Annotated in this window: 17 protein-coding genes; 6 read left to right on the forward strand and 11 right to left on the reverse strand. The window is 63.9% G+C overall.

Annotated elements, in window-relative coordinates; all coding sequences use genetic code 11:
* Window positions 1-5: 5 nt before the first annotated feature.
* Complete coding sequence (locus JSV08_10100) at window positions 6-4,445, reverse strand: hypothetical protein (GenBank protein ID UCF80833.1); 4,440 nt, start codon at window positions 4,443-4,445, stop codon at window positions 6-8.
* 307 nt (window positions 4,446-4,752) lie between these two features.
* Here JSV08_10100 and thiC point away from each other — a divergent pair, with 307 nt between their 5' ends.
* On the forward strand, window positions 4,753-6,582 hold the full coding sequence (thiC, locus tag JSV08_10105; GenBank protein UCF80834.1) for a phosphomethylpyrimidine synthase ThiC: 1,830 nt from the start codon (window positions 4,753-4,755) through the stop codon (window positions 6,580-6,582).
* A gap of 34 nt (window positions 6,583-6,616) precedes the next feature.
* Window positions 6,617-7,144 (forward strand): hypothetical protein, encoded by a 528-nt coding sequence (locus JSV08_10110; GenBank protein UCF80835.1) that lies wholly within the window; start codon window positions 6,617-6,619, stop codon window positions 7,142-7,144.
* 75 nt (window positions 7,145-7,219) lie between these two features.
* Here the strand turns inward: JSV08_10110 and JSV08_10115 are convergent, their stop codons facing one another.
* The 6 genes from JSV08_10115 to JSV08_10140 form a co-directional block, all read right to left on the reverse strand.
* A complete protein-coding gene (locus JSV08_10115; protein ID UCF80836.1) occupies window positions 7,220-8,098 on the reverse strand; it encodes an ankyrin repeat domain-containing protein in 879 nt (292 codons plus the stop codon).
* Window positions 8,099-8,162: 64 nt separating this feature from the next.
* Entirely contained in the window at window positions 8,163-9,020 is an 858-nt protein-coding gene (bamD, locus tag JSV08_10120) for an outer membrane protein assembly factor BamD (GenBank protein UCF80837.1), read from the reverse strand.
* A 22-nt stretch (window positions 9,021-9,042) separates the two neighbouring features.
* Entirely contained in the window at window positions 9,043-9,774 is a 732-nt protein-coding gene (locus tag JSV08_10125; protein UCF80838.1) for a ribulose-phosphate 3-epimerase, read from the reverse strand.
* Window positions 9,771-10,580 (reverse strand): PASTA domain-containing protein, encoded by an 810-nt coding sequence (locus JSV08_10130; GenBank protein ID UCF80839.1) that lies wholly within the window; start codon window positions 10,578-10,580, stop codon window positions 9,771-9,773. The genes JSV08_10125 and JSV08_10130 overlap by 4 nt, the downstream gene beginning before the upstream one ends.
* A 187-nt stretch (window positions 10,581-10,767) precedes the next feature.
* Window positions 10,768-12,876 (reverse strand): lytic transglycosylase domain-containing protein, encoded by a 2,109-nt coding sequence (locus tag JSV08_10135; protein UCF80840.1) that lies wholly within the window; start codon window positions 12,874-12,876, stop codon window positions 10,768-10,770.
* A gap of 79 nt (window positions 12,877-12,955) precedes the next feature.
* Complete coding sequence (locus JSV08_10140) at window positions 12,956-14,434, reverse strand: hypothetical protein (GenBank protein UCF80841.1); 1,479 nt, start codon at window positions 14,432-14,434, stop codon at window positions 12,956-12,958.
* 111 nt (window positions 14,435-14,545) lie between these two features.
* On the opposite strand from JSV08_10140, the gene guaB reads away from it, so the two are divergent.
* Together guaB and JSV08_10150 are read left to right on the forward strand one after the other, a co-directional pair.
* A complete protein-coding gene (guaB, locus tag JSV08_10145) occupies window positions 14,546-16,015 on the forward strand; it encodes an IMP dehydrogenase (GenBank protein ID UCF80842.1) in 1,470 nt (489 codons plus the stop codon).
* A 171-nt stretch (window positions 16,016-16,186) separates the two neighbouring features.
* A complete protein-coding gene (locus tag JSV08_10150) occupies window positions 16,187-16,651 on the forward strand; it encodes a YbhB/YbcL family Raf kinase inhibitor-like protein (protein UCF81885.1) in 465 nt (154 codons plus the stop codon).
* Here JSV08_10150 and JSV08_10155 read toward each other — a convergent pair whose 3' ends face one another.
* The 4 genes from JSV08_10155 to JSV08_10170 form a co-directional block, all read right to left on the reverse strand.
* Entirely contained in the window at window positions 16,652-18,358 is a 1,707-nt protein-coding gene (locus JSV08_10155; GenBank protein ID UCF80843.1) for a hypothetical protein, read from the reverse strand.
* Window positions 18,348-18,941, reverse strand: coding sequence for a sigma-70 family RNA polymerase sigma factor (locus tag JSV08_10160; GenBank protein UCF80844.1), 594 nt, complete (start codon window positions 18,939-18,941; stop codon window positions 18,348-18,350). Before JSV08_10160 ends, JSV08_10155 begins: the two co-directional genes overlap by 11 nt.
* A gap of 78 nt (window positions 18,942-19,019) precedes the next feature.
* The gene (locus tag JSV08_10165) at window positions 19,020-19,535 is read right to left on the reverse strand and encodes an adenine phosphoribosyltransferase (GenBank protein ID UCF80845.1); all 516 of its coding nucleotides are present in this window, start codon (window positions 19,533-19,535) and stop codon (window positions 19,020-19,022) included.
* Window positions 19,536-19,567: 32 nt separating this feature from the next.
* Window positions 19,568-19,855 carry an acylphosphatase gene (locus tag JSV08_10170; protein UCF80846.1) on the reverse strand — a complete coding sequence of 96 codons (288 nt, stop codon included), beginning with the start codon at window positions 19,853-19,855 and terminating at the stop codon, window positions 19,568-19,570.
* A gap of 49 nt (window positions 19,856-19,904) precedes the next feature.
* Here JSV08_10170 and JSV08_10175 point away from each other — a divergent pair, with 49 nt between their 5' ends.
* Window positions 19,905-21,149 carry a hypothetical protein gene (locus JSV08_10175; protein UCF80847.1) on the forward strand — a complete coding sequence of 415 codons (1,245 nt, stop codon included), beginning with the start codon at window positions 19,905-19,907 and terminating at the stop codon, window positions 21,147-21,149.
* 172 nt (window positions 21,150-21,321) lie between these two features.
* Window positions 21,322-22,367: NADH:flavin oxidoreductase (locus tag JSV08_10180; protein UCF80848.1), on the forward strand; the 1,046-nt coding region annotated here is incomplete at its 3' end.

The following is a 22,367-nucleotide window of genomic DNA, read 5'->3' on the forward strand; positions in this document are numbered from 1 at the left end:
GCCGCCTAGCGCAGCATCACGAGGACTTTGACCGTCCCGGTGCCCGCGCCGAGCGTCCCCATCGCCTTGCCGAGGATGGTTCCGGGGACGGGGCTCAAGGCTTTCATCGCGTGGCCCGGCGTCGGAGAAGCCACGAGGAGGTCGCCCGCTTCGACGGCGCCGTATCCCGCGTCCACCTTGCACGCCACCGTCCCGGAGAGCGCCACCGCCGCGTGCGTAGCCTTGAAGATTTCTTCAAGCTGCGCCCATGCGGCGTCCTCGGCCTCCTTGTCACCGACGGCGCGCGCGTCGTCTATCCGCGCCGCAAGCTCCGGCTCCATGGCTGCAATCTGTCTGATGCTCCTCCCAAGCTCGACGCCGGGTGCCGCGGAAACGATACCCACGACCCTCGGGTCGGACTCGAAAGCGCAACGCTGAAGCACGCTGGGATTCTGGGGATCCATCACGAGCACGTCGCCCGCCTCCACGGTCTCGCTCACGGGATGGTACTCCGCCAGGTCGAGCGATGCGGGACGCACGGAGCCTTTTAAATAGAGATTCCCTTCCTCGTCCACGCGGAAGACTTCCTCCTGCAGGCCTTCCTCGCCGTCGCGAAAGACGGAGAAGCGCGCCGCGTCGTTCGCGTCCTTGTCGAGGGCGATCTGCAAATTTCCGTCCATCTCCTGCCTGCCGGTCTTCCGGTCGGGCGTGCGCAGGTCGAGCTCGTCGCGCAGCGCCGCCTCGCGCCCCTTGCCCTCGCGCCGGAGCTCCCGCACCGCGCCGAAGAGAAGTGCTTCGGCCTTCTTGACGTCGACGAATTGGTCCGCCGTCGGGTCTTCCGGCGTCGGCGTGCCCCGGATGATTGCCGGGACGGTGGCGGGATCCACGATGAGTTGCACCTCGCCGGTTCGCTGGTTGGTCACGGGGATACCCTTCATACCGTCTATCAGGTCGAGGTCGGGGTATGTGTCAAAAGAGAGCCAGTCGTCATCACTACCGGCACTAAGATAAAAACGAAAACCGTCCGCCCAGACGAGGTTCCAGTAGCGGTTCGATGCTCCCAAGTCGATCAAGTCGGAAGTATGCGGCGCAAGGTCGGTGGAGACCTGGAGCTGCAAAGTGGAATCGTTCCACCTTAGATATTCCTGGCCCCCGTTGAAGTAGAGATAGTGGTCATCGTCGGTGGCCTCCTGACCGATATAAAGATCTCTCCCTATACCGGCATAGTCCGGGGTGTAAATCCCCCACGTGCTGCCGGTGAAATACCCGCCGTAGTTTGTTAAGCCGCCGGCTGCATCGCCGTAGACGCCGTAGAGTGTGCCGGTGCCGATCGCCTCGCCCTTCACGCCCGTGCTATTCGAATGACCCAGCACGCCGATGTTGTCACCGGGAGTGGTGGCCCCGGTCGAGATTCCGGCCACACCGATTTCCAGCCCGTTCCAGTCCGCCGAACCCACGCCGTCGAAATCTGTGGCTCCCTGCACGCCCAGGTAGCCGCGGGTGGGGCCGGCATCTCCGTCTCCGCGCACGGCGCCGTAGCCTCCCGTCGCACCGGAGCCGTAGGTCGAATCGACCCGCCAATTGCTTGCCTGCGTCTTCGTCCCCGCGTTGAGGTTTTCCGCGTAGGCATAGCCCGACGTGTAAAGCCCCCAGTTCACCGAACCGCCCGAGGCCGTGCCGTAGACGCCGTAGTTCGTTGCCGCGGTGCCCGAGGCGATGCCGTAAACGCCGAGGTGTAAGCCGGTGCCTGTATCGCCGCTCGAACTGAAGGACCCGCCGTAGTGCGACGCGGCGGCCGTGCCGTTCGATTCGCCGAAAACTCCATAGTCGGGGCCGGTAAAATGTCCCCCGTACACTGAACCCGCGCCATAAACGGCGTAGTCGCTGTTCGGCGCGGTGCCCACGCCGATCGTCTCAGAGAACGTGATCGCGCCCGCCGCCGTGTCGTCCACGTCGCTTCGCAGGAACTGCAGCGAGTCGAGCGTGTCCAGCGTATCCGCGTCACCCGCAGCGTGTGTATGGAGTGCGGTCGTCCCGCCGTCCGTGAGGCCCGTCACGTCCGCCGCCGTCAGATCGTCGTCCGCGCCGCCGCCCAGGTCGAGAGTCCCGCCCACGTAGGCGTCGTTCGGCGTGTAAAGACCCCAGTTTATCGCGCCGCCAAAAGCCCTGCCGTATACGCCGTAGTGCGTTCCCTCACCCGAGGGCTCTTCGGCTTGCCCCCAAACGCCATAATGATTGCCTTTGCCGCCCCCTGCAATTCCCTGAACACCGAAATGCGGTCCCGTGCTTTCGGCGTCTCCCGTTGCTTCCGCCGTAAGCCCGTGGACAAATTTGTCGTTTGAGGCTCCAGAAGCATTAGCCTGGCTGTACATTCCGTAGAAGGAAGACGAGGTAGCCGTGTCAGCATTTACCGCCAGGGCACGCACGCCGTAGAGCGCGGCCTGTGAAGTTTCGTCCACATAGCCGTTCACGCCTCGGGTGGTCCCTCTAAAGTTACCGCCGTAAAAAGACCCCTCACTATACACCCCATAGCTGTTGATGGGCGCAACGCCCACCCCGAGATGGCCGCCTTGAACGTATAGATCGTCGCCGACGTCCACCGTTGCATTCAGCGTATCCACGAGGCTACCCCGCACGTCCGTCGTCGCCGCCGTGAACGTGATCACGCCCGCCGCCGTGTCGTCAACGTCCTTGCGCAGATAGCGCCCGTCGCCGTCCGTAGTGTGCACGTGCAGCGACGTATCTCCTCCGTCCGTCAGGTCCGTCACGTCCGCCGTCGTCAGGTCGTCGTCCGCGCCGCCGCCCAGGTCGAGAGTCCCGCCCACGTAAGCGTCGTTCGGCGTATAGATGCCCCAGGTCGACCCCAAGAAATACCCGCCGTAATTCGTCGCGCCACCCGAGGCATTACCGAAGACGCCGTAGTGCGCACCTCCCGATGTGATACTGTTCGCAACGCCATGAAGCGCGAAGTGGTCGCCCGTGCTGGAGGCGTCTCCGATGGCGTGGCCGCTTACACCATGAACGGTCTTCTCGTTGTCCGTGCCAAAGGCGTTGGCGGTACCGTACGTTCCGTAAAGGAAGCCCGTTCCCGTTCCGCCGTTCTGCGCGGAATTGTGGGAGCCGTAGCCCGTCGATGCGGTAGGGCTCGCGATGCAGCGAGCGCCGTATTCGTTGCCCGCGAAGTATCCTCCGTAGTTCGTCGCGCCGCCCGAGGCCGCGCCGTAGACGCCGTGGTGGATGCCTGACGCCGCGGGAAGGATCGCTTCGCCGTAAACGCCGTAGTGGTCGCCCTTGCTGGAGGCGTCTCCGATGGCGTGGCCGCTCAGGCCATGGAGGGTCTTTGCGTTGTCCGTGCCCGAGGCGGTGGCGGTGCCGTACGTTCCGTAAATGGCGTCCGTTCCCGTGTCGTTGCTTTGCACGGAATTGTAGGCACCGTAGCCCGTCGACGCGGAGACGCTTGCCACGCTGCGAACGCCGTATCTGCCTCCTTGGAAGTATCCTCCGTAGTTCGTCGCGCCGCCCCCGGATATTCCGTAGACGCCGTAGTGCGAGCCGCTCGTTGTGGCAAGGGACGCCTCGCCGAAGACGCCGTAATGATTGCCCGTGCTTGAACCGTCTCCGCCGGCAAAACCGCGCAGGCCGTAGACGGACTTTGAGTTGTCCACGCCCTTGGCGCTGGCGGTGCAGTAAGCCCCGAAAAGTTCGCCGCCTCCCGTGTCGCTGTTTTGCGCTGAATTGAAGGCGCCATAGAGTGTGCTTGCCGTATTTTCGTTCACGGAACTATTGGAGCCGCGCACGGTGCCTTTAAAATAACCGCCGTAGGTCGGGTTGGGCGAAACGCCCACCCCGATGTTTCCACCCAGAACCCACAGGTCATCCCCTACGTTCACCACGGAATCCGTCGTATCCACGAGGCTCCCCCGCACGTCCGTCGTCGCCGCCGTGAACGTAATCACGCCCGCCGCCGTATCGGCGATGTCCTTGCGCAGGAATTGCGAAGAATCAAATCCGTCGAGCGTGTCGGCGTCTCCCGAGCTCGCAGCCGTCCCCGCGTTCAAAGCATACGCCGCCGAGACGACGCGAATTCTCGGCGTCATCGCCGGGTCGGCACCGACCTGCACTTCCACATAGACCGCCGAGTAGTCGCGAAACACGTCCGTGAGCGCCGTGTACGTGCCGGGACCCGAGCCGTCCGTCACCGTGCCGCCGCCGAGCGAGACGTTGAAGAGGCCGCCCGTCACCGTGACGGCGCCGCTTCCGGCCGCCGTGTGGGAATCGATGAGAATCTCGTTCCCTGCCGCCGGGTCGTCGAAGAAGCGGAACGTCATGTCGTACGCTCCATCAAGGGGCGCGTCTGAAGAATCTCGCAGGACTCCCTGGAAGTTTACGAGATCGGGCGGCGCCGCCTGCGCGAAGGCAAGCGTGGCGGCCGCAAACATTGCAAGGCAAATGGCAGTGTTTTTCATGGGTTTTCCTCTTTTTTTTGGATTGATTGTTTCATAACCCCTGGTTGTAACATAACCCCTGGTTGTAAGGTATGAGTCTACCACCAAACGGTGGTCTAAGGAAAGCGCTCTCTCTCCCCCGGGCGGGCGCCTCCTCAGCGCAGCATCACGAGCACTTTAATCGCTCCCGTGCCCGCGTCGAGCGTTCCCATCGCCTTGCCGAGGATGGTTCCGGGGACGGGTTCATCCGCCCGCGTCGCACAAGGCATTTGCCTCCGCAACGAAAACGTGCCACCATGGATTAACGGAAATCCGGAGTTTTCTGAACATGGGCAAATCGGACGAAAAAGGCGGGCAAAACGGCGGCGCCATCACAACGAAACCCTTCCCTAGGTCGCACAAAATCTACGTCCAGGGAAGCCGCCCCGACGTGCGCGTCGCCATGCGCGCGGTGCACCTGACTTCCTCCGACGGAAGCGGCGGCGTCGAAACCTTCACCCTCTACGACACGAGCGGCCCCTACACCGACCCGAACGTGCGCTGCGACGTGAAGAAAGGCCTTTCTCCGCTGCGCCTTGAGTGGATCCGGGAGCGCGGCGACGTCGAGGAACGCGAGGGCCGCGCCGTCCGCTCCGCGACGCCTCCGCGCGCCGAGTTCCCCAAGCGCCGTCCGCTCCGCGCCAAGGCGGGCGGCAACGTGACGCAGATGCACTACGCCCGAAAGGGAATCGTCACGCCCGAGATGGAATACGTCGCCGTCCGCGAAAACCAGATGCGCGAGGCGGCCCCGAAGTACGCCGAGCGGCACCGGGGCGAGAGCTTCGGCGCCTCCGTTCCCGAGCGCGTGACGGGAGAATTCGTGCGCGACGAGGTGGCGCGCGGACGCGCCATCGTCCCCGCGAACGTCAACCATCCCGAGAGTGAGCCGATGATCATCGGCCGCAATTTTCTCGTCAAGATCAACGCGAACCTCGGAAACTCCGCCGTCAGCAGCTCCGTCGAGGAGGAGGTGGAAAAAATGATCTGGGCGACGCGCTGGGGCGCGGACACCGTGATGGACCTCTCGACGGGCCCCGACATCAACGAGACGCGCGAGTGGATTCTGAGAAATTCCCCCGTGCCCGTCGGAACGGTTCCCATTTACCAGGCAATCGAGAAGGTGGGCGGCGCGGCCGAGGAGCTCACGTGGGAGATTTTTCGCGACACTCTCATCGAGCAGGCCGAGCAGGGGGTGGATTACTTCACCGTCCACGCGGGAGTGTTGCTGCGCCACATCCCGCTCACGGCGAGGCGCACGACGGGCATCGTCTCGCGCGGAGGCTCCATCATGGCCAAGTGGTGCCTGGCGCATCACGAGGAGAGCTTCCTCTACACGCACTTCGAGGAGATCTGCGAGATCATGAAGGCGTACGACGTCGCGTTCAGCCTGGGCGACGGCCTGCGGCCCGGCTCGCTCGCCGACGCGAACGACGAGGCGCAGTTCGCCGAGCTCAAGGTGCTCGGCGAGCTCACGAAAATTTCCTGGAAGCACGACGTGCAGGTGATGATCGAGGGCCCGGGACACATCCCGATGCACCTCATCCGGGAGAACGTCGAGCGGGAGCTCAAGGAGTGCCACGAGGCGCCCTTCTACACCCTCGGGCCGCTCGCCACGGACGTCGCGCCCGGCTACGACCACATCACGAGCGCCATCGGCGCTGCCATGATCGGCTGGTACGGAACGGCGATGCTCTGCTACGTCACCCCGAAGGAGCACCTCGGCCTTCCCGACCGCGACGACGTCAAGCAGGGCGTCATCGCGCACAAGATCGCGGCGCACGCCGCGGACCTGGCGAAGGGGCACCCCGGGGCGCAGGCGCGCGACAACGCCGTCTCCAAGGCACGCTTCGAGTTCCGCTGGGAGGACCAGTTCAACCTCTCGCTCGCCCCGGACACGGCACAAGAATTCCACGACGAGACGCTCCCGCAGGAGGACGCGAAGACGGCGCACTTCTGCTCCATGTGCGGCCCCCGGTTCTGCAGCATGGAGATCACCCAGCAGGTGCGCGACTACGCACGAGAAAAGAAGCTCAGCGGGGAAGCCGCGCTCGAAGAGGGGATGAAGGAGAAGGCCGAAGAGTTCCGGAAGGGCGGAGGGGAGATTTACCGGGGGGCGTAGGGATGGGCAACTCAATAGTTAGAGAGGTTATGACATGAAAAAACAGTTGATTGTAGGAATTGGTGTTCTTCTAATAGGAGCCCTGCAAAGCTGGGCAGGGGTCTCCATTGAAGATGACAGTTTTATGAAAAAGGGCCTGTTCCAAGGAAAGATGTTAGGCGACGATTGGTCGCACAAAAAGGGGGGTGGTGCGTTCTCCGTGCGGAATGCCGAGATTACTTTCTATCACAAGAAGAGCAACGGCTGGATTTCGGTCAATTCGTTTTCCATAGACGAAGATTACCGTGAAAAACCTGTTGAGGCCAACGTGGAAAATTTCCTTTGGATTAACCGCGAAATAGAATTAAGCCGAAAATCCATTACGGTGGATGGGCATAACGTTATATGGCTTGAGGCTGAGGACGAAAAAAAATACTATAAAGCCGTAAACGTCTATGTTCGCTTGTCTGATGAATACGCCTGTTGGATAACCTACGGCAACACGCCTTCCTTTTTCTCGGAATTCCTTTCGGTTTTTGAAGGATTCCTACAAGACTTTAAAATCCTCACAGACAAACAGTAGCTTCTTTTCTTCTGTCATCTCCTGCCTCTGCGCTTATCCCGCGGACGACGTCCTAAAATCCGCCCCCTCTCCCCGTCACTCCTCCGTCTGCTCCCCCGCCCCGGCCTGCACGAGGATTTTCACGATCTCGACGAAGCCCAAATAATCCGCGAACATCAGGGCGGTTGCGCCGTGATCATCCTTCGCGTCCATGTTCGCGCCCGCGTCGACGAGGATCTTCACCGTCTCGGTGTGGCCGTACGCGGCCGCAAGGATCAGCGCGGTCTCGCCCCTTCGGGTCACGATCTCCATGTTCGCGCCCTTGTCAATCAGAGCCTTGGCCGCCTCGGCGTGGCCGCTCCTCGCCGCGTATATCAGTGCGGTGTCGCCCTTGTGGTACTCGGCGTTGTACCTGGCGTTTACGTACGCGCCCGCGTCGAGAAGGACCTTCACCGTCTCGGTGTAACCTCTTCCCGCAGCGTATATCAACGCGGTCATGCCACGACGGGTCCTCTTGCTAACATCCGCGCCCTCGGAAATCAGGAAACGGATCGTTTCTGTATGACCTTTCGAGGCGGCGCACATCAGCGGGGTCACTCCACGCGTGTTGGTGATCGCCATGTCGGCGCCCGCGGCAATCAAGAACTTTGCCATCTCCGTGTGGCCGCCCGACACGGCGTACATCAAGGGGGTCCAGCCGCCTTCTTCCTGTTTCGCGTTCGCGTCCGCTCCCCCATCGATCAAGGTTTTTACCACTTCGGTATGGCCCTCCCGTGCCGCAACCATCAGGGCGGTTGCACCGCTTTCGTTCTTCGCATCCGCGTTCGCGCCTTTTTCAAGCAATCGCTCCACCTTGGCGGTGTCGCCTTCTTCCGCCGCGTTCAGCAGCTTTGTGTCGATGTTCCCGCCGCGCTTGGCCGGGTGGGCCGTTTGCGCGAACAGCAGGGGGAGCAAAAGCAGAATCAACGACTTCATCGGAAACTTCATAAACATGTAAACAGAATTACGGCCAGATTGGTAGTTCTTGCACGGCCCCGCCTTACAGATACGGCGGCAGCACCCGCTTCCAGAACGACTGCCGGTTGGGCTTGCCGGCCAGGCGCTCCCGCGCCATCTTCGCATGCGAGGACTTCGGGTCGCGGTGGATGGTCATTTCCAGGTACTTCCGTCCTTCCTCGCGCTGACCGAGCGCCCAGAGCGTCTCGCCCAGGTAATAAAAGAACTCGGTTTCTTCAAAATATTCCTCGTAGTTTTGGAGAATTCCCTTAAATCGGTCGAGAGCCGCTTCGTATTCCACCTGGCGGTAGTAGAACTTGCCGATGGCGAACTCGCGCTCCGCCAATTTTCGGTGGCAGAGGCGGATGCGGTGCTTCGCGGATGCTGCGTGAACGCTCTCGGGGTAGAGCCTGACGACCTTTTGAAACTCCAGGAGGGCGAACTCCGTGTCGCGGGCGTCGCGCTGAGGCGAAAGGATCCTCCTAAAGTGGCACATGCCAATCTGGTACTGGGCGTAGGCGGCCTTTTCGTGGCGCGGGTAGCGGCGCAGGAATTTGCGGTAATGGAAAATGGCTTCCATGAATCCAGTGAAGCCGCCCTGGATGTAGTGGCTGTCGCCTATGCGGAGCCGGGCGAGCGGCGTGTACACGGAATCCATGGGGCGGATCAAGAGAGCATCAAGGAAGTTGCGCGCCTGCATGGGGTGTTTTCGCTTCATCGCGTGAAGCGCTCGCTCGTAAAGCTCCTGGTTCGAGAATTTTTGATACTTGGCATAGGGCGACGCGGCGGCCTTGGCTTTCTTCCCCGCGCAGCCTTGGAACACCAGCACGGGCAGGATCACCAGAATGGTCGCCGGCAGCAGGAAGCGAAAAGGCAAGGGCTTTTGCAGGTCATCCGCCATGACGGCTGGAACCGATAACCAATTACTTTCGTTGGGCTTCGGCGCGCAGCCGCCGCACAGCCTCCGCCGGATCGGGTGCACCGAAGACGGAGGAGCCGGCCACGACGATGCTGACGCCGGCCTTAACCGCGTCGCGCACGTTCGCTTCCCCAAGGCCGCCGTCCATCTCAATGGGAATGGAACGCTTGCGCGCCCGGAGAAGTTTCCTCAGCGCCTTCGCCTTATCGAGGGTTGAGGGAATGAATTTTTGTCCGCCGAAGCCGGGATTGACCGACATCAAAAGAATGAAATCAGTGTCATCCAGCACGGGTTCGAGGAGGGAAACGGCCGTCGAGGGGTTCACGGCCGCACCCGCCTGGGTGCCCAGGGAACGGATGAGATGGAGCGTGCGGTGGAGATGGGGGCATGCCTCGCAATGCACGGAAACCATGGCGGCGCCGGCCTCGACGAAGACGGGGATGTAGCGGTCGGGCTCCTCGATCATCAGGTGCACGTCGAGGGGAAGCGAGGTGACACGGCGGAGCGCCTCGACCACGGGCGGCCCTATCGTAAGGTTCGGCGCGAAGTGGCCGTCCATGATGTCCACGTGGAGGAGCGCGGCACCCCCCTCCTCGACGCGGCGCACCTCTTCGGCGAGGTGCGCGAAGTCCGCCGAGAGAATGGAAGGCGCGATGCGAACCCGCTTCCCGGTTCCTGCACCTGGGTTTGTTCGAGCCAACGGGCCGGCCCGCGTCTTGCCTTTTTTCTGCTTCATTGCGCCACCCGTAGCGCAAGGGAATCGCCCCGGCGGAACCGCACGCCCCCCGCCGGGTACTGGGATATCACGAGGCCGCGCTTCCCCGGAAGGCGCCGGTATTCGACCTGCGCTGAAAGGTCGGCACGGGTCAACACCTCCTGGGCGGCTGGCAGGGGCAGGCCGACCAGGCGCGGCATCCGATAAAACTGCGGAGCCGGGCCGCGGCTTACCACAAGGCGCACCGGCGAATCGCGAAACAGGGCCGTTCCCGCGGGCGGCTCCTGCGCAATGACGACGTTTTCGGCGGCCTCGTTCGAGGAGAGCCGGTAGACCCGCCCCAGAGCCAAGTGGTTTTCCTTAAGCCGTTGCCGAGCTTCGGTAAGCAGCATTCCCGCAAGGGACGGCGCCTCGATCTTGGGGTTGCCCAAGCTTACGACCACAGACAGGGATTGGCCGCGCCTGACGGGAAAACCATCTTGGGGGTTCTGCTCAAGAATCTGGCCCTCTGGTGCGTCCGCGCTCGGCCGACGGTAAGACTCGACCACCCGGAGGCCAACGCCGAGCGCAAGCGCCTGCGCTTCCTCGAATGCGAGACCAACTACGTCGGGCACGGCCACCGTGTCGGCCGACCGGATGAACGCCTGCAAACTAAACCATGCGCTCGCGGCGTAGATGCCCATGATAGCCCCGGCCCAGAGAAGAAATTGAAGGCATTGGCTCCACCAGGGAAGCTGCTTCCCGGATCCGGAATCTTTCGACTCGGTGCTTTCCCCGACGGCATCGGGATCGGAAGGCGTATCGGTAGCGTTCGGCTCCTTACCCATGGCAGGGCGATTGTAGCACAGCCTCAGAGAGGGGCGCAAAGACCGGACGGGAAAAGTAACACAAATAATCTTGTGTAAGTTCCAGCCGCTCGTTTTTCCGCTTCACGCCCATCCGCTTGACGCTGTTTCCGACAATGAGGTCTGTCCCAATGTGTCAGGGTAAACTTCGCCGCGGAGCTCTTGCCGCTTACGCCGGCTTCCCGTACAAGCGACGGTAGCGTTCGTAGTGCGTGGTGACGCGCTTGACGTAGCGGCGGGTCTCGCCGAGCGGGATGTCGTCGACGAAAACCTCAACATCTTCGCTTCCGAGCTCGCGCCACCAGCGGGCGGCGCGGTTGGGGCCGCCGTTGTAGGCGGCCAGGGCCAGCTCCACGCGCCCGTCGAAGCGCTTGAGCATGCCCGCAAGGTACTCGGTCCCGAAATCAATGCTTTTGTCCGGCTCGTAAAGGAGTGCAAGGCGGTAAGGTTCCTTGAGTTTGCGGGCAATCTGCCGCCCGGTGCCCGGCATGAGCTGCATCAGCCCACGCGCCCCGGAGCGCGACACGGCCCTCGGGTCAAAGGAGCTCTCCTGCTGGATGACTGCGGCCACCAGGAGCGGATCGAGGCGGCGCGCCCGGGCATGGGAAACGATGGAGTCCCAGAAAAGAAGCGGATACATCGCGCGCATCGTGTCTTCGGAGATGCGCCCGTGGAGCGCGCGGAGCGTCATGCCCGGCTGCGCCGCGGCTTGGTTAAACGCGGAAAGCGCCACCCGGACATCGCCCACCTCGGCTTCCAGCCGAGTCTTGAGAAGCCATAAATCCGCGTCGCCGGGCTTTTCCTCTAGAAGAAGCCCCAGCCACAAGCGCGCCTCGTCGAGAAGGCCGAGCCACCGGAGCGTTTCCACACCGTCTGAAAGGCTAAGCAACATGGGATTCCGCCCGGCCTCAGTCTCGTGAATCGGAGGAAGGGGAAGCGGAGATTCCTCAAGCTTGCTTGCACGAGCAAGCCGCAGCCGGCTGCGGACGCCGTAGTAGTGGTCGGGAAAATCTTCGGCAATGCGGGCGAAGCGCTCCAGTGATTCCTCCCGGCGCCCCTGGGCGGCGAGCGCGTCGGCGAGCCAGAACTCCGCCCGCAGGCGCTCCTCCCAGCGGAGCACGGCGTTCTCTTCGAGCGAGAGATAATTTTCCAGAAAGAGACCTGCCTGCGCCGGGGCGTCGTTTCGAAGGGCGCGCCACGCGAGCGTCCAGAGGGCCTGCCCGCGGTCCTCGGTGCGCTCGGCGTGCGCCGCGACGCGCTCGAGAATACTTCCGGCTTCTTTTTCGCGCTCCCGCGCGAGGGCGAACGCCGCCTTGGCCCACCAGAGATCGCGCGGCTCGCTCCGGAGGGTTTTCTCCAACGCCGCGGCGTATTTCCCCATGGAGCGGAGCCTTCGATAGCACCGGGCCTCAACGTAGCAACTTCGCGGTGAGGAGGAGCGCCGCAGCGCCGGGAGCGCCTTCGTATACAAACCGCGGTGATAGAGACAGAGGCCTTCCACCTCCCAGTCGGAAGAAGTCCTCCGGTCAAGGCGCGCGAGGGCTTCGAGCGCCTCCGCGAAGCGGCGGTCTTCCGCGAGGGCGTGCGCCCGCGCCCGCCAGAAGGCTTCATTAAGTGTGTGCTCGAACGCTTCATCCTGGAGCAGGGGCTCGAAGCGGCGCGCGGTTTTCGTCGCGGCGAAGGAGGTCAAAATCTCGCGCGCCAGTGCGTGCGCCTCCTCGATGCAGCCTTGCTCCCGATAGGCCTCCGCCGCGCGCCCGAGCCAGAGCGCTCGCGCCGCTTCGCCAAGCGGCGCGTCCGCGATGCGGCGGTGCGCCTCGGGCACGCGGCCTAGGCGAAGCATGGCCTCCACCGCACGCTCGAACATCGGGCGCCGGAGCGCGGGAGTGTCTCGCGTCCCCTCCGCGAGCGCCGCCGCTTCTTCCGGGCGCCCCAGAAGAAGCAGAATCTCCGTCCGCAAAAGAAGCGCGAACGCCGCGAGCGGACTCCCCTCCACGGCGGGGTGCTCGAAATCCCCGAGCGCCTCTTCAAGGCGCTCCTCGCCCAGAAAATAGTAGCCCCTCAAAAAATACGCCGGGCCCTGCTCCTCCAAGGGAGCGTCCGCAAGAAATCGCTCGATGCGAAGAAGGCCCTCCCGCGGTCCCCCCACAAGTTCCCCGTAGGTGGGAAGGCCGGCCCCGCTTAAGCCCGGCAGGGGAGCCAGGAGCGCCGCGCCCAGCATGCCTACGCTCAGGGCCGCCGCCGCTACGTTTGCTACGATGGAATGTCGTCCGCTCACGCTGTTTCGCTCGCGCCCGCCGCCCCTGCCTCGTCCCGCTCCAAGGCGGGACTCCGTCCGCAGGTAAGGCGGTTCCTGTTCAGGATTTGTGGGGATAGTCGCCGAGCGCCGAGGCGATGCCGCCGGCCAGGTTCGCTACCAACTCTTCGTAGAAGTAGTCCCTCTGGGCCATGATGCTCGCCGGAATGCGCTCCTTGTACACCTTGAGGCTTCGATCGATGTCGTCCTTCAAGCGGTTGTAAATGTCGCGCTTCTTTCGCCCGGCTGTGACCTTCTCCTCGTTGTAGAGCTTGATCTCGGAAATGAGAAGCCGCGCGAAACGCCGCGCTTCCTCGTGCTCCTCGCCCTCGACCCCCGGAGCCGGAAACGCCTGGGTGACGGGAGCTGCCGCTGGCGGTTGTGGCTCGTCGGCCGCCGCCGGTTGTGGCTCGTCAGCCGCCGCCGGCTCTTCAAAGGAAATTTCCTCTTCCACCGCGGCCGTGTCCTGCCCGCCAAAGTCATCCTCCGCGGCGCGGGTGAGCTCCTCGTCAAAGCCTTTGGTGAAGGTAACGGGTGCCTTGGCGCGAGTCGGAGGTGGCGGAGGAGAGAGAGGCGGTGCGGCAGCCGGGGGGGCCGGCGGAGGCGGCGTAGGCATGGTGTCCACGTCTGCGCTCCCCAGTTCAAACTCCTTGCCGCCCGAAATGACGGTCGGCGCTGGCGCCTCAGGCTGTTCGTCCGCGAAAGAGCCCTCCTCGTCCACTCCTGCCCCACCTGGAGGGCCGGGGGCCTCGGCAGGGGGAGGGCCTTCCTCACCCAGGTCGAGCGCCAAATCATCTTCCGGAGCCTGCTGTTGCAGTGCTTCCGGCCCGGCCTCAAAGCGATATCCAACGACCAAAGGCGTTTTGGAACGGACGCTGATCAGGTCCACCGCCATGCCCGTAAGCTGGGTGAGGACGGCAAGCGCCTCGGGGTCGAGCTTGCCGCCCGGGGCGCCGTTATCGGCGTAAAGGATGGCGGCGACGCGGTTCTTCGCCACAATCGGAAAGCCGGCCACGACCGTGGGCGTGCCGCCCATCTTGCCGAGAAACTCCGCGTTGCCCGAAAATCTGTCGGGCGGGCCCACGTAGGCGCACGGCGTGTCGCGCACCACCTTGAAGAGCGTGTCCTTCGCGACGGGAACTTGAATTTTCTTGATATCGTTGTCGGTGAAGGCACCGGAAAAGCCGAAGGCCTTCCAGCCCATCATCCGGTCCTGCTTGAAAACAAAAAGGGCTACCCGCGCGGCGAATTGGGCCGACTGCTCCACGGCGGGGGTGAGGACGTTGACCTGGCTGCGGCCCTGCTCGATGGGAAGAAGCGCCCGGCGGAGGGCCGGAAGGAGCGACGCGCCTTCCCCGGGCGCGGGGGCCGGCTCGGAAGGAAGAAGGGGCTTGACCTCCGTTTCGTCCAAATCGACGCGCAGGCCGTCGAGGCGCTCCAAGGCTTGCGAGAGGTCGCCCTTGAGGCTGGCCACAAGCTGTGTGGCCGCCTCTCGGACTTTGCTGGAAATCAAAGCGTTCAGCTTGTCAATATCCGCCATCGTCCTGTATCCTCTTGTCCGCCTTGCATTTTCCCTTCATGATGCACGACCCCTCCATGGCTTGTCAAGCTTTCCGCTTGCTTCCTTGCCTGGTTTTTACTATGCTTAAACATGCTGGACGAGCGAATCTCTTCGGGCTTGACCTTCGACGACGTTCTGGTCGTGCCGGCCCACTCCGAGGTTCTGCCTTCCGAGGTCGGCACGCAAACGGCCTTCGCGCGAAAGATTTCCCTGAACCTTCCCCTCGTCTCGGCGGCGATGGACACCGTGACAGAGGCGCAGATGGCCATCGCCATCGCCCAGCAGGGCGGCCTCGGCGTCATCCACAAGAACATGTCCATCGAGGCGCAGCGCAACGAGGTGGACAAGGTCAAGCGCTCCGAGAGCGGCATGATAGTCGACCCGGTCACCGTGAAGCCCGCGGAGAAGATCCGCCGCGTGCACGAGCTGATGAAGGAGTTCCGCATCTCGGGCGTTCCCGTGGTGGACGACGCGGGAAAGCTCGTGGGGATTTTGACGAACAGGGACCTGCGCTTCGAGACCCGGACGGACGTCGAGGTGCGCGAGCTCATGACGAAGGACAACCTGGTGACGGTGCCCGTGGGCACCGGCATGGAGGAGGCCAAGAAGCTCCTGCACAAGCACCGCATAGAGAAGCTCCTCGTCGTGGACAAGGGCTACCGGTTGAAGGGCCTCATCACGTTCAAGGACATTCAAAAGCGCATCAAGTACCCGAGCGCCAGCAAGGACAAGATGGGGCGCCTCCGCGTGGGGGCGGCCCTCGGCGCGTCGCCCGAAGCCCTGGAGCGCGCGCAAGAGCTCCTTCGGGCGGGCGCCGACGTCCTGGTCGTCGACTCGGCGCACGGGCACTCGAAGGGCGTTCTCGAGACCTCGGAGCGCGTGCGGACGAAATTTCCGGACGCGCACCTGGTGGCCGGAAACGTCGTGACGCAGGAGGGGGCCAAGGCGCTCATCGACTGCGGCGTGGACGCCGTCAAGGTTGGCGTCGGTCCCGGCTCCATCTGCACGACGCGCATAGTGGCGGGCGTCGGTGTTCCGCAGCTGACGGCCATCGCGGACGTCCGCCGCGAGACGGTAAAAGCAAAAATTCCACTCATCGCCGACGGGGGCGTCCGCTATTCGGGCGACATCCTCAAGGCGCTCGTGGCGGGGGCCGACACGGTGATGATGGGGAGCCTTTTCGCCGGCACGGACGAAAGCCCCGGCGAGACCGTCATCTTCCAGGGTCGCACATACAAGACCTACCGCGGCATGGGCTCCATCGCCGCGATGAAGGAGGGCGGCGCCGAGCGCTACTTCCAGCGCTACGACGCGTTCGAGGAGGAAACCCTCATCGCCCAGGGCATCGAGGGGCGCATCCCTTACAAGGGCTCCCTTGCGGCTATCGTCCACCAGCTCATGGGCGGCCTGCGCGCCGGCATGGGCTACGCCGGTTGCGCCACCATCGCGGAGCTACATGAGAAGGCGCGCTTCGTCCAGATAACGCAGGCCGGCGTGCGCGAGAGCCACCCCCACGACGTCGCCATCACGAAGGAAGCGCCGAACTACCGCGGGGAGTAGAAATTGACTATGAGCATGCGCGCAACCGTCGCTCTCCTCACGATGTGCGCCGCGCTGCCCCTGTTCTGCGCGAAAGCCGACATAGAGGAAAAAAAGGAAAAGCCCCGCGACTTGCCCGAGCTTCAGGCGGGGACGCCGACGCTCATCAAGATCGCCAAAGGAGAAAAAGCCATGGGATTCACTCTGAAAAGCTCCGTGTTCGGGCACGAGGGGATGATTCCCTCAAAATATACCTGCGACGCCGAGGACGTCTCGCCGCCCCTGAGCTGGGAAAATCCGCCCGAGGGCACTAAGAGTTTTTCCCTGATCTCCGACGATCCCGACGCCCCCGTGGGCACGTGGGTGCACTGGGTGGTGTGGGGAATTCCCCCGGACGCGCGGTCGCTGCCCGAGGGAGTGATACCCGACGAGGCGCTCGAAAGCGGCGCCCGGCAGGGCAAGACCGACTTCGGGCGCGTGGGCTACGGCGGCCCGTGCCCCCCGTCGGGGACGCACCGCTACTTCTTCAAGCTCTACGCCCTCGACTCGGAAATCGCCCCTCCCGCCCGGGCGACGAAGAAGGAGCTTCTTGAGGCGATGAAAGGGCACGTTCTCGAAGAGGCCGTGCTGATGGGGAAATACAAGAGGAAGCGGTAATCAGGGGGCGGGGGTCGAATCGACTAGAAACTTTCGTTCGGTACAGATCTCTCTCGCCCTGCTTCGAACCCCTGCGTCCTCGTGTTTCAGGAATTTTGCGACAACCCTCATCGCCTCTGGTGTTCCAATAAGTCCCAAATCAAATAAAATACCCCTACCGATAAAATCAACCACGAGAGACCGTTCAATGTCTTGTTTCAACAATTCTTGCAGCGCTGCGAAGGCCAATTCGTTTTCCCCTATCCGGATCAAAGCATGTGCTGCCTTCTCTTGGACTCCCAGAACGGGAGATTTTAACCCCGCTTCATACACCGGCTTAAGGTTTGGATCCCAGAACCATAGCTCGCACCCGCAATTTTCATCATACTTCTTCCCCACCCTGGAGAATGCCCCCGGCCTTCCTTCTCCATTTTCTACCGCCTCTATGAGAACCGGTAACGCCTCCTCCACGTGGCCAAGAAAGTAAAGGGCCTCTGCCGCTCGCATTTTTCTTGGGCCGGTAAGACGCTCCCTAAAGGCTGGAACGGCTAATTCTTCCGCGGCTTGTTGAAGCTCGTCAGAAGGAGACCCAAACGGGCCGAACCTACTGCCTGTAATGAATTCATAAAGGCTTGTGATACTTCCTTCATCACCTCGATCCACGAATGCCTTGATAGCGATAGGATGATCGGCCCTCGCCAAAGATATCGCTGCACGTTCAGATGGCTGTGAAATATCCGCCACGGGTCCCAACAAATAATCCTGATAATACTTCTGAGGGTTTGCTCGAACGATTTGGTCTACTTTTTCTTCCCCTTCTCGATTTGCGAGGGCGCTGTCGATTTCCCGTTCGGTTAACGCTTTTCTCCACACCCCCACTTGCCCTTCCACCTTGCTCCAACCGAAATACGTGCCGGGCGGGCTGCCCGGAGACGTCAGCTCGGCTTGCGCGGACGGAGCCGCAGCTGCCATGGCGGTCGCGCGGGGACTCGCAGGCTGGGGCCCGATTCTGCTCGCCTCATACCCCCCGGTATAGCGGGCGACGCGGTCGGCGGTTTCTCCTTCGTCGGTCCCGGCAACGCCCGGAGTCGAATCCGCGACTAAGACTCGCTTTTTGCGGGCGACGACCGCCGTGGGCTCCATCGCGGCCGGACGCTCGGTCTGTTCTTCCCCTCCCGAAAGGTAGCCGAGGCTCGCAACGCGCTCGCGCGAAACGCTTTCGAGCTCACGAGGCACGGCAACGCGGGCTTCCGGCTTGGTCTCGGGCTCGCGCGGCTTCTCCCCGGCCTCTTTTTTCACGGGCATGGGAATCTCAGCGACGCGCACGTCTTCCTCGTGCTCCAAGGACGGGCGCAGCACCCAGAAGGCGACGGCCAGCACCAGCACGAGCACCAGGGTGCCCGCGAGGGCCTGCGGCATGCGCAGCCCCAGCGGGGTGGGAGAACGCATCAGGTGCCAGCCCCAGCGGTCCGAGCCGGCGCGACCCAGCCTCTTCTCGAGGCGGAGGCGGAATGTCTCGCCCGGAGTGCCCTCCTCCCCGCGCCGCGCGGCTTCTTTCGCCTCGTCGCGGAGAATTTCCGCGAGCGGCGCCTCAAGAGGCGTGAAGGCGTCCGCGCACGCCTTGCACGATGCGAGGTGCGCTTCGAGGCGCTCGCGCTGCGCTGCGGTCAGGTCTTCCCGCTCGCGCGAGCGCAGCATCCACTTCAACCGCCGGCAGTCAAGACTCATGTTTCTTCTTCCCTTTCGGTCCTTCCCGGTCAAGGTGCTCTCGGACGCGGGCGCGCGCCTTGAAGAGGTGCACGCGAACGGTCGGCGGCGCTACGCCCAGCATCTCCGCCACTTCCTCCGTCGGGCGCCCCTCGACGTCCCGGAGCCAGAGCACGGAGCGCATCCGCCCGTCCAGCTCGCGGACGGCCCGCCAGAGCGCCTCGCGCAGCTCCCGGCGGGCCAGGGACTCGTCGGCCGCCTCCGTCCCGGCGGGACGAAGCGCCGCCGCGTCCGGGTGCTCCGCTGCGAGACCGCGCGCCCTCTTGGCGCGCCGGATGCGGTCTATCGAGAGGTGCGTTGCGATGGAGAGAATCCATGGCAGGAAGGGTCTCTTCCGATCAAACCGCTTGAGGGCCTCGAACGCTTTCACGAACGCCTCCTGCGTCACGTCTTCGGCCTCCTCGGCGTTCCGGAGCATGCCGTAGACTACCCGGAAAACCCGCCCGCGGTGGTGCTCGGCGAGGCGGCCGAACGCCTCGGTGTCGCCGTCAAGACACTTGGTTATCCACTTGTGCTCCAAGGCCGCTTCACTCGCAGAGGCCACCCCGTCATCCTACTGTATACGCCCGAAGGGGGCAAACGTTTAGGGAAGGGCCGGAAAGAGAGGTCGCCGCTGGGGGGGCTAATCGTAGCGCAGGACGGTGTGGAAGGGCACGTCGGGGATGCGCTCGCGGCCCTGCAGGAACGCGAGCTCGATGAGAAACGTCGCGCCCGCGATCTCGGCCCCCAGGCGCCGCAGGAGCGCCACGGAAGCGGCGGCCGTCCCGCCGGTCGCAAGAAGGTCGTCCACCAGGAGCACGCGCTCCCCCTGCTCCACGGCGTCCTCGTGCACCTCGACCGCGTCGGTGCCGTATTCGAGGGCGTAGGACTCGGAAAGGGTCTTGTAGGGAAGCTTTCCCTTCTTGCGAACGGGCACGAAGCCCGCGCCGAACGCCTGGGCCAGCGCGGTGCCGAAAATGAAGCCGCGCGACTCGATGCCGGCCACCTTGGAAACACCCTTGTCCCGGAACGGCCCGGCCATCAGGCGCACGGCGTGGAGAAAGGCCTCGGGCGACTGAAGGAGCGGCGTGATGTCCTTGAAGACGATTCCCTTCTTGGGAAAATCGGGCACGTCGCGGATGAACGAGGAGAGATTCATTTGTCTGCGCGTTTTACCGCCGAGACACCGCCTCAGCCGGAGGGGTGGTAAAACCGTATCTCGAAATTCGAAAGACTCTCATCGGGCTTGGCCTCCTTGACCTCCACCTTTTCGACGCGGGCGCCGGGGGGACCTTCGTACAGGAAGCGCTCGAACGCCGCGAGTTTTTCATCGTCGCCCTGCGCCAGGATGGCGACGCGGCCGTCGGGCAGGTTCATGACCCAGCCCGTGAGATCCAGTCGGCGCCCCTCGCGCTGGGTGTGAGCGCGAAAGCATACTCCCTGCACCAGCCCGGAGATGACGTAGCGTTTCGACGGCATGCGAACGTGTTCCTTTGACGCAACAGGCTAAACTGGAATAGAATGCTCTGTGAAAAGAACCAATTTAGCACGCCTTGCGGGCGCGCTCAACTGCTTCCTCGTGCTCGGCGGCGTCTTCCTTTACGCCGAAGAGGGCGCCTTCGACGTCGAGGGGCGCGTCCTCAACCTGACGGCCTCGGATGAAGGCGCGCCGCTCGCCGACGCGCCGGTGCTCCTTCAGCGGCACGACTGGACGAGCATGGAGGATATTTCGGAAACCCACCGGGAAGAGGGGATCACCGACGAAGAGGGGCGCTTCGCGTTCCGCGACCTGGAGTTCGACCACCACACGTTCTTCACCGTGGCGACCGAATACCAGGGAGTGCGCTATCTCACCGACCCCATCGTCCCCCCTGCCCCGCCCGAAGCGCGGGAGGAAGGAGCGGGGGAAGACGCCCCGGAGGCCGAGGACCTGGTGCTGGCCGTGTACGAGAGCAAGCCCGGCACGCCGCAGCTCCACGCGCACGTGCGCCACGTGTTCGCAAGCGTGGAGGGCGGTGCGGTGCATGTGCGCGACATGATGGCTTTCATGAATCCGGAGCGCTACACCTTCCTTGGTGACGACGCGGAGCCGACGCTCCGGCTCACGCTTCCCGAAGGCGCCGCGCAAATCGCCGTGCGGGAGGGCCTCCCGGGCGTGCACGTCTCGGAAAACGTCGTCGAGAGCCACGTTCCCATACGCCCGGGCATGCTCGACGTCGTGGCGGACTACATCGTGCCCCGCTCGAAGGAGCTCGTCATTCCCGTCGATTTTCCGACCCAGATGGTCGGCGTGCTCGTCGCGGGCAAGGGCGTGCGCCCCTCCGGCCCCGAACTGAGCGAGGCCGAGGAGGTGGAGTTCGAGGGCGTGAAGTACCTGCACGTGCAGGCGCATGACCTCGCCCCCGGCCAGCCTCTCGTCGTCCATCTGAAAGCGCGGTGGACGCCGGAGAAGAAGCTCCGCGCCGGCGCGCTCGCGGGGGCGATCATCATCGCGCTCGCCGTCGCCTGGACGCTCTTTCGCATGCGGAAGGCCGGCCCTCCCGCCGCGTCCCCTCCCGCCGCGCCCCCTCCCGCCGCGTCCCCTCCCGCCGCGCCCCATCCCGCCGCGTCCCCTACGCCCGCGGGGAGCGAGAAGGAAGCGCTCCTCGAGGCGCTGGCCGACCTGGACGAGCGCCGCGATAAAGGGGAAATTTCCCCCGAGGCCCACGCGCGGGAGCGCGCCGCGCTCAAGGAGCGCCTGATGCGCATGATGCAGGGGAAGGGGGGCGGCTAGCGCCGCAGGGCTCGCACCGGCGCATAACGGGGGGACGTCACAAGACATCGACCCATGGCCGGGATATTTGCGACCGCAATCAACTGCATGGACGGACGGGCCCGGCTGCCCGTCATCGATTAGTGTTTAGTATGTAGTATCGAGTATGAATAACACCGAACGGAGACAATTTATGACACGCGATCCTCGCTACGACGTCCTTTTCGAGCCGGTGAAAATCGGGCCGGTCACCGCCAAGAACCGTTTTTACCAGGTGCCGCACTGCACCGGCATGGGATACATGATGCCCAAGACCCTGGCGGCCATGCGCGAGGTGAAGGCCGAAGGCGGCTGGGGGGTGGTGTGCACGGAGTACTGCTCGATCCACGCGACGTCCGACAACAGCCCTTTCCGGTCCGCGACCCTCTGGGACGACGAGGACGTCAAGGCCCAGGCCCTGATGACGGAAAAGGTTCACCGCCACGGCGCCCTGGCGGGCGTGCAGCTGTGGTACGGGGGCGGGGTAACCTCCAACCTGCTGTCCCGCGAGGTCACGCTCGACGTCGACAGTGTTCCGTCCGATGCTCCGGTCCAGAGCCAGGTCATGGACAGGAAGGACATACACGAGCTGCGGCGCTGGCAGGTCGACGCCGCCCGCAGGGCGGTGCGGGCCGGGTTCGACATCGTCTACGTCTACGCCGCCCACGGCTATCTGCTTTCCAATTTCCTGTCCCGCGGCTGGAACCGGCGCGGCGACGAGTACGGCGGCTCCCTGGAGAACAGGGTGCGGCTGGTGCGCGAGATGATCGAGGACACCAAGGAGGCGGTCGGCCACAAGTGCGCCGTCGCCGTGAGGTTCTCGGCCGACGGCGACGGGCACATCGACAACGACGAGCAGCGCGACATGGTGGAAATGCTGGCCGACCTGCCGGACCTCTGGGACTTCGTCGTCGCCGACTATTCGTGGGAGATGGGCAGCTCCCGGTTCGTCAAGGAGGCCGCCCTCGAGGAATACGTCGCGTTCGCGAAAAAAGTCACCGGCAAGCCGGTCGTGACGGTGGGCCGGTTCACGTCCCCCGACACCATGGTCGGCCAGATAAAGAAAGGTATCACCGATTTCATAGGCGCCGCCCGCCCCTCGATCGCGGACCCCTTCCTGCCCAGGAAGATCGAGGAAGGCCGGATCGACGACATCCGCGAGTGCGCCGGCTGCAACGTCTGTTTCGCGCACGATTCCCA

It is taken from the genome of Acidobacteriota bacterium, assembly GCA_020349885.1.
GTDB lineage: Bacteria > Acidobacteriota.